The organism is Nitrospina gracilis 3/211 (genome assembly GCF_000341545.2).
GTDB lineage: Bacteria > Nitrospinota > Nitrospinia > Nitrospinales > Nitrospinaceae > Nitrospina > Nitrospina gracilis.
Genome location: NZ_HG422173.1, coordinates 2,569,312 through 2,579,283 on the forward strand (window position 1 = coordinate 2,569,312; position 9,972 = coordinate 2,579,283).

8 protein-coding genes are annotated in these 9,972 nt (G+C 58.0%); 5 read left to right on the forward strand and 3 right to left on the reverse strand.

Annotated features, from left to right (window positions below; translation table 11 throughout):
- The coding region (locus TX82_RS16380) for a hypothetical protein (protein WP_042251217.1) at positions 1–341 on the reverse strand (341 nt) is incomplete at its 3' end.
- A 126-nt stretch (positions 342–467) separates the two neighbouring features.
- Positions 468–1,313 (reverse strand): COG1361 family protein, encoded by an 846-nt coding sequence (locus TX82_RS12305; protein WP_005011116.1) that lies wholly within the window; start codon positions 1,311–1,313, stop codon positions 468–470.
- Positions 1,314–1,489: 176 nt separating this feature from the next.
- Here TX82_RS12305 and TX82_RS12310 point away from each other — a divergent pair, with 176 nt between their 5' ends.
- The 4 genes from TX82_RS12310 to TX82_RS12325 all read left to right on the forward strand — a co-directional run bounded on the left by TX82_RS12310 (position 1,490) and on the right by TX82_RS12325 (position 8,396).
- Positions 1,490–2,260 (forward strand): slipin family protein, encoded by a 771-nt coding sequence (locus TX82_RS12310; protein WP_005011117.1) that lies wholly within the window; start codon positions 1,490–1,492, stop codon positions 2,258–2,260.
- 138 nt (positions 2,261–2,398) lie between these two features.
- Positions 2,399–5,731 (forward strand): DUF4175 family protein, encoded by a 3,333-nt coding sequence (locus tag TX82_RS12315; protein ID WP_005011118.1) that lies wholly within the window; start codon positions 2,399–2,401, stop codon positions 5,729–5,731.
- Positions 5,728–7,302, forward strand: coding sequence for a peptidase MA family metallohydrolase (locus tag TX82_RS12320; RefSeq protein WP_005011121.1), 1,575 nt, complete (start codon positions 5,728–5,730; stop codon positions 7,300–7,302). Before TX82_RS12315 ends, TX82_RS12320 begins: the two co-directional genes overlap by 4 nt.
- A gap of 98 nt (positions 7,303–7,400) precedes the next feature.
- Positions 7,401–8,396, forward strand: a complete 996-nt coding sequence (locus TX82_RS12325; protein WP_005011122.1) for an AAA family ATPase — start codon at positions 7,401–7,403, stop codon at positions 8,394–8,396.
- Between the two features lie 15 nt (positions 8,397–8,411).
- Here the strand turns inward: TX82_RS12325 and TX82_RS12330 are convergent, their stop codons facing one another.
- On the reverse strand, positions 8,412–9,101 hold the full coding sequence (locus TX82_RS12330) for a ribonuclease H-like domain-containing protein (RefSeq protein WP_005011124.1): 690 nt from the start codon (positions 9,099–9,101) through the stop codon (positions 8,412–8,414).
- A 213-nt stretch (positions 9,102–9,314) separates the two neighbouring features.
- On the opposite strand from TX82_RS12330, the gene TX82_RS12335 reads away from it, so the two are divergent.
- A partial coding sequence (locus TX82_RS12335) for a flagellin hook IN motif-containing protein (protein ID WP_042251221.1) occupies positions 9,315–9,972 on the forward strand: 658 nt, incomplete at its 3' end.

A 9,972-nucleotide genomic window follows, 5' to 3' on the forward strand; every position in this document is an offset into this window, starting at 1 on the left:
TCCCAGACGTAGTCCCAAAGCCAGGGCTGATGAGGCGCGCGGCGGCGTCCTTCCTCAATTTTCTTTGTGAGGCCGAGCCCGAGGAAACCGTGAACGATCATGTACGCCCCGGCGAGGAAGAACAGGCCTCCCATCACCGCCAGTACCCACATCGGCGCGTGCACGCTTTTCGGGTCGAGATGAATGACGCCGAGGTACATGAGGAACAACATCACCCCGACGCCGGCGAACGGCAGGCCGAAAAGGATGGATGGCCAGCCGTGGATGGTGGTGCCGCTCACCGAGCCCCTGCTTTTTCCCAGGCGCACGCGTTCCCAGTTGACGGTCGATTCCCCCTGCATCGCCCCTCCTCCAATCCGTGATTAAGGTCTTTATCCAATATAAAGGCTGGACGCGGGGTGTCAAATGGCCGGTGCAGACACTAGGAAAAAGCTTACATAAAGGAAATGAAATAGAAGTAAGGAAAGCTAATATGCGTTTCGGCGGCGGTGACGCCAGCGGCGCACCAGCGCGGTCACCAGCATGAGGAACAGAAACAGGAACACCAACATCTGCGGCCAGAACGGCTCCTCACCCCAGTCCGGTCCGAAGTACACACTGCCCGTTATGTCGCTGGAATAATGCTTCAGCATCTCGCCGTACTCCACCAGCAGGTGGACGGGGTATTCCCCGCCGGGGCGTCCCGCCACCTTCTTAACGGGCACTTCGAAATGCTTTTCCTGCCCGCCGTGGATGGTGAATCCCATCATGCCGGAGAACTGCGAGGCGGTGAGCTCCGGCGGCAGGAGCAACATCAGACGTACATTTTTAAAGGAAGGGGAATCGTTGCGAAGCGCGATGCGCAGGGTGGACGTGTCGGTGTTCTCCTGGTGACGGGCCCGTATGTCTCCGGTGATCAGGGCCTTGAGCGGCTCTTCATAATGAAAGGAGTCGGTGTGCAGTTGCGTCCGGGTCGCGTCGCTGTGCATCCCGGTCTTGTAATTGACCATCGCCACCACCGGGTAACTACCCACTCGCCGCACCGGGGGATGCTGGTCATTGACCAGCGTCACTTCCTGCCCCGGTTTCAACTCATGGATCATCGGCATGTGCGCCATGGTGTGGTGAAAGTGAAACATGGGGTGCACATGGTGGAGCGGCCGGGACCCGGTATTGCGCAAATGGAGGGTGATGGTCACGCGCCCGTCACCGGTGACGGTGGGATCCGTGGTGATGTCCAGGCGGTTCTCCGCAGACAACCCTGCCACCGGAGCGGCAAACGCCGCCACCCAGACAGCAAACCCAAGGGCCGTATTACGGAAAAAGGCGTTCACGGGCAATCACCGTTCAAATTAATGATCTACTGAGTTTATCACAGCCCCGGGAAGGGCCGCGAAGGCTTTTAAACGCTCCCGGCCCGAGTCTTCACACGGTATCCTCATGGCTGAAAATGGTGGTATCATGAATTAAGGCACCCATACGACCAACCCTAAGGGGGGAGATTCGAACCATGAATGGATTCATCGTCGGGCTTATCATCTTACTGGTCATCCTGTTCAGCGCTTTCAAGGTGCTGAGGGAATACGAACGGGGGGTCATTTTCCTGCTGGGCAAATTCTACAAGGTCAAAGGGCCGGGCCTCATCCTGGTCATTCCCATCCTCCAACAGATGGTGAAGGTGAGCCTCCGCACCGTGGTCATGGACGTGCCGCCACAGGACATCATCACCCGCGACAACGTCACCGTGCGCGTCAACGCCGTCGTCTATTTTCGTGTGATCGATCCGCAACGCGCGGTCATCGATGTCGAAGATTACCTCTACGCCACGCAACAGTTGTCCCAGACCACCCTGCGCAGTGTGCTGGGTAAAAGCCAGTTGGACGACCTTTTGGCGCATCGCGAGAAGATCAACGATCACCTGCAACAGACGATCGACCAGCAGACCGAGCCCTGGGGCGTGAAGGTCGCCAACGTCGAACTCAAAAATGTGGATTTGCCCACCGAAATGCAGAGAGCGCTGGCCAAGCAGGCGGAAGCCGAACGCGAGCGGCGCGCCAAGGTGATCCATGCCGAAGGCGAATTCGAAGCCAGCCGGCGCATCAGCGACGCGGCGGACATCATCCACGCCCATCCGCCGGCCCTGCAATTGCGCTTCCTGCAGACCATGGTGGACCTCTCGGTGGATAAAACCAGCACGGTGTTCTTCCCGTTCCCGCTGGAAATGCTGAAATCCCTGGCCGGGGCTCCCAAAACTGACGACAACAATCCGGGAACCGCCTGAAAACAAAGCCTTCCTGGGGGTCGGAGAAAGGAGGATTGTAGCCGGTTCTATTTTCCGCTAGGGTCCTTTTGCATGGGAAAATCCCCGACCGATGTAATAAAATAGGGGAAGAACGTTCTTTTTTGGATTGTTATCTGAATGGACCCGGCGCACCTCATCCATGAATTCCTCGACCGCGTTCGCCACTACAGGACTCGGGTCAATCTCCTCTCTGGAACTTACCTGATTCTGTTCCTGCTCGTTGCCGGGGGACTGGCCGCCAACCTGCTGGCCTACTTTTTAAAGGATCCCGGCCCCTGGCTGATTCCCTTCCTGGCCGTCTGGTCTCTACCCCTGTTGTACCTGCTGGGCCGGACCTACATTGCCGAATGGTTTCTGCGTCTTCGACGCGACCAGGCGGCGCTTCTTGTTGAAGAAAAGGTCCGTCATCTCAACAACAACCTCATCAATTCCATTCAACTGGAACCGCAGTTGAAGGAGGAGCGGCCGGACGGCATCTCGCGCGAGATGATCGTGGAGCTCCTGGCCCGCACGCAGAAGGACATTCGCGACTTGCGGCCGGAAGACATCGTTTCCACCGACCGCATCAAGCACACACGCCGCGCCCTGGTCGGGTCGCTGGCGATCCTGCTCGTGGCCGCCCTCTCCCTGCCGGATTTCTGGACGCGCGGCTACGAACACTGGGTGGCGCCGCCACCGGAGGCCGGCCCCATAAAACAGGTCAGCGGCTCGCCCGACAGCTCCGGATCCAACCAGCCGGAATTCGAATACGCCATCGAATCGATGACCCTCGAATTCAATTACCCCGCCTACACACAGTTGAAGCGCATCACGTTGAACAACGCCGATGGGAAGATCAAAGTTCTGCCGGGAACGGAAGTGAACGTCACGGCGCGCACCAACCATCCGGTTGCGGGTGCATCCCTGGTGCTGAACAACCGCGACAACCTGTCCATGGATGCGCTGGATGACCACCGCATCCGGGGACGCTTCATCGTCAAGGAAGGCGGCTTCTATCAGTTCCGCCTTAAATCGCCGGATGGGCACAAGGTGCTGTTGCCAACCAGGTACCCGATCGAATTGGGGCAGGACCGCGCGCCGCGCATCATCATGTTCCTCAGCAATCCCAAGCCGGTGTACATGGTCACCGACAAAATCCAGTTTTACTACGAGGCGGTGGATGACTTCGGCCTCAGCCGGGTCAACCTGGTCATGGACGTGGACGGGCAGGTGACGCGCAGGACCATAAAGCGGTTCAAGAGCAACGAAAAGGAAAACAAGGACGGTTTTACGTGGGAACTGGCCACCATGGCGCTGGAACCGGGCAACCGCGTGCAGTATTACCTTGAGGTCGAGGACAACGACAACGTCTATGGACCCAACACCGGGCAATCGGAGGTGTATTCGTTCGAAATCTTCGACGAACGGCAGAAACGCTGGGACCTGCTGGCCCTGCAGGATGAACTCGTTGACAAGATGGTCACCCTGCTCGCCAAAACGCTGGTATCGAACACCGAACCGCTGGCCGACAAGCCGGAAGACCTCACCCGCTACAAGAAAACGCTGGCGTGGACCACCGACCGCCTGATCGAGATCATCAACCTGGCGCAGACCATCCAGACACAGGCGCGTGAGGTCGAGTCGTTTCCAAAACCCTACCTGACCCTGATGGGCAACATCATCGGCGGGCTGAACGAAATCCGCGAAGACCAGATTCAGGCGATGAACCAGATCAACAACGCGCTGTTCAAAACCACGCCCATCGCTTTCAACGCGCCCCCCGGCGGACCGGTTATGGAACGCCTCATCACGCACCTGGAACGGGACATCCTGTTCCTCGTAAAGCTGCTCAACCGTGAACGCATGAACCAGGTGATGGACCTCGACCGTGAACTGGGCAACCTGGCAGAAAACCTGCGCGAGGAATTCGAAAAACTTAAAGACAAAAACTCGCCGAAGAGCACCTCCGAATTCAAGAAGGCGATGGACAAGATCCGTGAGACGCTCCACAAGATCATGGAACAGTTGTCACGGCAGATGCAGGGCCTCCCTGACGAGTTCCTCAACAAGCAGGCGTTTGAAAACATGAGCCTTGAAAACATGAACGCCTCCATGGAAAAGATCAAGGACCTTGTCGAGCAGGGCAAGATCGAGGAAGCCATGCAGGAGATGGAAAAGTTCATGGACGACCTGCGCGCCTTTTCCGAAAACCTGGACAACATGAACCAGAACCAGGAGAACATGGTCGACCTGGAACTGATGAAACAGATCGATGACTCTCTCCAGAAAATCGACGAACTGGCCGAACAGCAGAAAGGCCTGCTCGACGAAACCATGGACATCAACAAAAACCTGCGCTCCCAGCAGTTGAAGATGTTTGAGCAACAGTTGAAGGATTTCTTTGAAAGCCTGAAGAAAGACGTCAATGCCATTCAGGGCATCCTGCGCGAAGACGAACGCGTTCTGGAGACGAACCCGGACATGCAGAAACTGGTTGAGCTGATGGACAAGGAGGATGCCATCAGCAGTGACATCCGCGACCTCAACGAAAAAACACTGGGTTCGCTGGGCCGCGAAGAGGAGCACCGCGAAAGCTTCGCGAAACTCAAGGACAAGCGTGCGGAGCTGGCGGACATCATGGACCGCATCCATTCCCTGCACATGAAGATGTTCCACGGCTTCAAGAACTACCTGCCGGAACTCAACTCCAAGTACGACAAACTGGAGGAATTCACGGAAATCCAGGACCTGTTCGAGTTCAACTCCATGTTCAGACAGACGTACCCGGATGTGCTCCGCTGGCAGAACCACTTCCGCACCTCGCGGGACCTCAACCCGGAACTTCTCGATCGCATGAACGACGACCTGTATGAAGTGGCGCAACTCAACAGCGAAATCTCCAAGAAACTCGGCACCATGATGCGGTCGCTTCAACAGAACTACCAGAGCCTGCTGAACGACGAGGAAAAACAGCAACTGCAACGGATGGCGAAACAGCAGGAAGGCCTGTCCAAAGAAACGGAGGAATTGTCCGAACTGTTCCAGCAGATGAACCGCAAGAATCCGATGATCAGCCCAGGTCTCTCCAACCGCATGACCGGAACCGGCCGCTACATGAAGCAGTCGCAGAGCCGCCTCAAGGACCAGCGCGTGCAGGACAGCATCGAGTCCGAGAACCGCGCCCTGCAGGGCCTCAACGAGGTGCGCGACATGCTGGAAGCGTTGAAGAACTCCGGCCAGGGTCAGGGCCAGCCGAAGTCGTCCCTGCAAATGGGACAGGGCCGGCAACGCGATCCGCGTCAGGGCGGCGGGGCGCGACGCCTGCGGCAGGAGAAAATCACCCTGCCCTCGGAAGACCAGTACCGCGTTCCGGGTCAGTTCCGCGAGGACATCATTGAGGCCATGAAGAACAAGTATCCGGAAAAATACGAACGCCTCATCGGTCAGTACTACAAGGAACTGGTGAAATGACGAATCCCCTTCCCCGCACCGCGCTCGCTTTTATCATGGCGCTGTTGCTGTGCGGTGCGTCCACGCCCGCCCATGCCGGCCTGCAGGAAGACATCAACCGCGGTTACTCGCTGATCGACCAGTGGCGCTTCGAGGAAGCGGAGGCTCACACGCGGTCGTTGATGGACAAGTATCCCAAGTCCGGCGACGTCACGTTCCTGCTCGCGCGGGTGGTGTTCTACCAGGGCGATTACGCGCGGTCGCTGGACCTGATGAACCAGGTCGATGACTCCCCCTCCACGGTGAAAGAGTTCAAACAACTGGTGGCGCAGACGCATGAAGCGACGCGGGCCATGGTCACGCGCGAGTCGGATCACTTCATCCTGAGTTACACCGACGGACCCGACTCCGTGCTGGTGGATTACGCGCTCGACGCGCTGGAAAAATCTTACGCGGTGCTGGGTGGTATCCTCGATCACCATCCTAAAAAGAAAGTGCGGGTGGAGATCTATCCCAGCCGCGAACCGTTCTCGCGCATCTCGCCGCTCACCTTCAAGGACATCATGACCTCCGGCACGGTCGCCTTGTGCAAGTACAACCGGTTGATGCTCATCTCGCCCGGCTCGCTGGTGCGCGGCTACAACTGGCTGGACACGTTGAGCCACGAGTACGTCCACTTCCTGCTCAGCAGCAAGAGCCACAACAACGTGCCTCTGTGGTTGCACGAGGGCATCGCCAAATACCTGGAGACCCGCTGGCGCGGCGACCCGAAACACCTGACGCCGATCATGGAAACGGTGCTCGCAAACGGGCTCGACAACGATTACCTCATCGACTTCGAAGCCATGATGCCGTCGTTCGCCAAACTCAAAACCGCCGAGGACGTGCAACTCGCCTACGCCGAGGTGGCGACGATGGTGCAGTACCTCGTCGAGTTGAAAGGACTGGAAGGTCTCGAAGGGCTGGTGGCGGGACTGAAAGACGGCTCGCCGGTGAGCGACGTGCTGGACCGGCTGCTGCAAAAAGACCTCGACCGGTTTCAGGACGACTGGAAGGCGTACATGAAAACGCAGAAGCTGAAACGCATCCCCGGCCTCACGGTGATCAAGTTCCAGTTCAAGAACAAACGCGAAAACGGCCAGGCCGAGGATGAAGAAGGCGAGCGCGCCCTGATTGAGAGCCGACGCGCCCGCGACCTCACCCTGCTGGGCGACATTCTAAAGAGCCGCGACCACGTGCAGGCCGCGATCATCGAGTACCGCAAGGCGATTTCGGAATCGGACACGCTGTCGCCGGTGCTGTACAACAAACTCGCGGGCACGTACATGCTGACCAACGAATTCGACGAAGCGGAAACCATGCTCAAACAGAGCCTGGAGTTTTATCCGCAGTTCCCCACCACCCTCACCAACCTGGGGGAAGTGGCGTTCAAGCGCAAGGATTACGAAGCCGCGCGCGATTATTACGTGAAGGCGGAGAGCATCAATCCCTTCAACCCGGCGGTGCACCTGCGGCTGATCCGCATCTACGCCGCGCTGGGCGAAAACGCGAACAAGGAACAGCAGGAAACCCGGCTGGCTTTGATACAATGAACCACGCCTTATCGCAACTTTAAGGTTAGTCCGATCTCGCTTTTATAACCCATCATGCAAAAGTTATTCTTTCGCATTTGACTTCAAAGAGACACCACATGGACCAAACGACGCCCGATCTCGATCTCGCCCGCGAACTGCTGGACGCGAAAAACCAGGTACTGAAAGAAATCCGCAAGGTCATCATCGGCCAGGACGCCGTCATCGAAGACCTGCTGATCGCGCTGTTCTCGCGCGGCCACTCCCTGTTCGTCGGCGTGCCGGGGCTGGCGAAGACGCTCCTCGTCAGCTCGCTGGCGAAAGTGCTGAACCTCAAGTTCAGCCGAATCCAGTTCACGCCCGACCTCATGCCGTCGGACATCACCGGCACCGAGATCCTGTACGAAGACCAGGCGACGAACAAGCGCGACTTCCGTTTCATCCGCGGCCCCATCTTCGCCAACATCATTCTGGCTGACGAGATCAACCGCACCCCGCCGAAAACGCAGGCGGCGCTGTTGCAGGCCATGCAGGAACACCAGGTGACGGTGGGCTCGAACACGTACCACCTGGACGAACCGTTCCTCGTGTTCGCCACGCAAAACCCCATCGAGCACGAGGGCACCTATCCCCTGCCCGAGGCGCAGTTGGACCGCTTCATGTTCATCATCAATGTCGATTACCCGACCAAGGAGCAGGAGGTGCAGATCGCGCTGTCCACCACGTCGGGTGTGAAGCCGGAACTGGAGGTGGTGATGGAAGCCGACCGCATTCTGGAATTGCAGAAGCTGGTGCCGAAGGTTCCCGTGTCGGACCACGTCGCGCGGTATGCGGTCGACCTGGTGCGCGCGTCGCGGCCGGGGAACGGCACGACGCCGGCGTTCATCACCGAGTGGGTCAGTTGGGGGGCGGGGCCTCGCGCCAGTCAGTACCTCGTGCTCGCCGCCAAGGCGCGTGCGCTGATGGACAACCGCGTCGCCGTCAGCATCGAGGACATCAAAAGCGTCAGCCAGCAGGTGCTGGAGCACCGCATCCTGCTCAACTTCAAAGCCGAAGCCGAAAACATCAAAACCCAGGACATCATCGATAAGCTGTTAGCTGAGGTGAAAATCTGAAACCGAATTTATTTCTTATCGATGTGGGGATTTGAGGATGGTTTCGACGGTCCAGTCCACGTCCAAGCGCAGGCGCTGGCCGGTGCGGCCGTCGTACTCGACGTAGCCGTGGTCCTTGCCGAATAAAAACAGGTCGCGCGTCACGTTGACGTCCTGCTTGCAGTATTCGACGATCTGGTCGAGCTTGCCTGCATCGCCTCCCAAATACTCCTTCCACCACTTGAGCGACGCCAGTCCGTCGGCGGACTTCTTCGTGCCCAGCGTGCAGCCGGCGAGGTTGTCGAGCTTGATGCGGTGGTTCTTTTGCTTGATGAAATCGACGAGGATGTCGAAGGTGGGGATGTCCAGCAGGTCGATGTGCCGTTGGCTGGCCGCGCCCTGGATGACGGTGTAGTCGAAGCCGATGACGTTGAAGCCGACCACGAGGTCCGCCGACTTGAGGTGGTCGATGAGGTCGGTGTAGCCCTTCCCCTCTTTCTTCTCCGCTTCGCCGTAATAGACGTGGTGTTTTTCGTCGTGGCTGTCCCACACCACGCCGACGGCCATCAGCATGTCCTTGATGTTGCCCCAACCGCCCACCTCGTCTGCGCTTTTCTGCGTCTCCAGATCGAAATACAGCACGCGCGGGCCTTTGGCTTTCTGCGGCTTGGGGGGTGCCGGTTCTTCCACCGGCGGCTGGGAAAACAAATCGAGTTGGTCGGACATAGTGACAGCCTTATATCACTTCGCCCCCCGGCAGTTCAAGTCCCCCGGCAAAAGCCGAAAAAACTCAAACAGTTATAGCATTCACAGGGGACAGCCTTTAAAGCAATCAAAATTCTTTATAGTTTTTCCAATATCGGTATAAACTTTTTTTATATATACCCGTTAAACAATTTGGGAGGGAATGGCAATATTAACTTTTATTGGTAGGTATTTATGTCTATCACCTCCATTTTCGGCATTCAATCGGGATTCAACACTTCCGAAGTTATTGAAAAACTGCTTGCTCTCCAGCAACGCCCGCTCGAAGCCAAGGTCTCCGAACGTGAGTTGCAGATCGAGCGCCTCGACCTGTTCAAGCAATTGCGCCGGAATGCCAACAGTTTCAAGAGCCTGGTTCGCACCATGGACGGCCGCGACCAGATGACCGTCAAGGTGGGTTCCTTTCTGGGCGACACGGACACCGCCCAAGTGGGTGTCATCACCAGCGTCACCTCCCCTGCCGGCAGTTTTGCCATCGACGTCACCCAGCTGGCGCGGGTGGGCATCGTGCGATCCGACGACCGCTACGCCTCGGCCACGTCCGTTTACAGCCCGGATGACGCCGGCACGCTGGAGATCACCGTCGGCAATACGCAGACCGACATCTCCATCACCGATACCGACACGCTGCAGGACGTGGTGGACAAGATCAACGCCTCGTCGGCGGATGTCACCGCCCGGGTGGTGGACAGCGGCAGCGGCCAGACTCCTTTCAGCATTGTCATCACCGGCAACCAGAGCGGCATCGCAAACGCCGTCTCCGCCGTGTTCGACGAACCGGGACGGGACCAGACTTTCTCCAGCACACAGGCGGCGCAGGATGCGGTCTTCA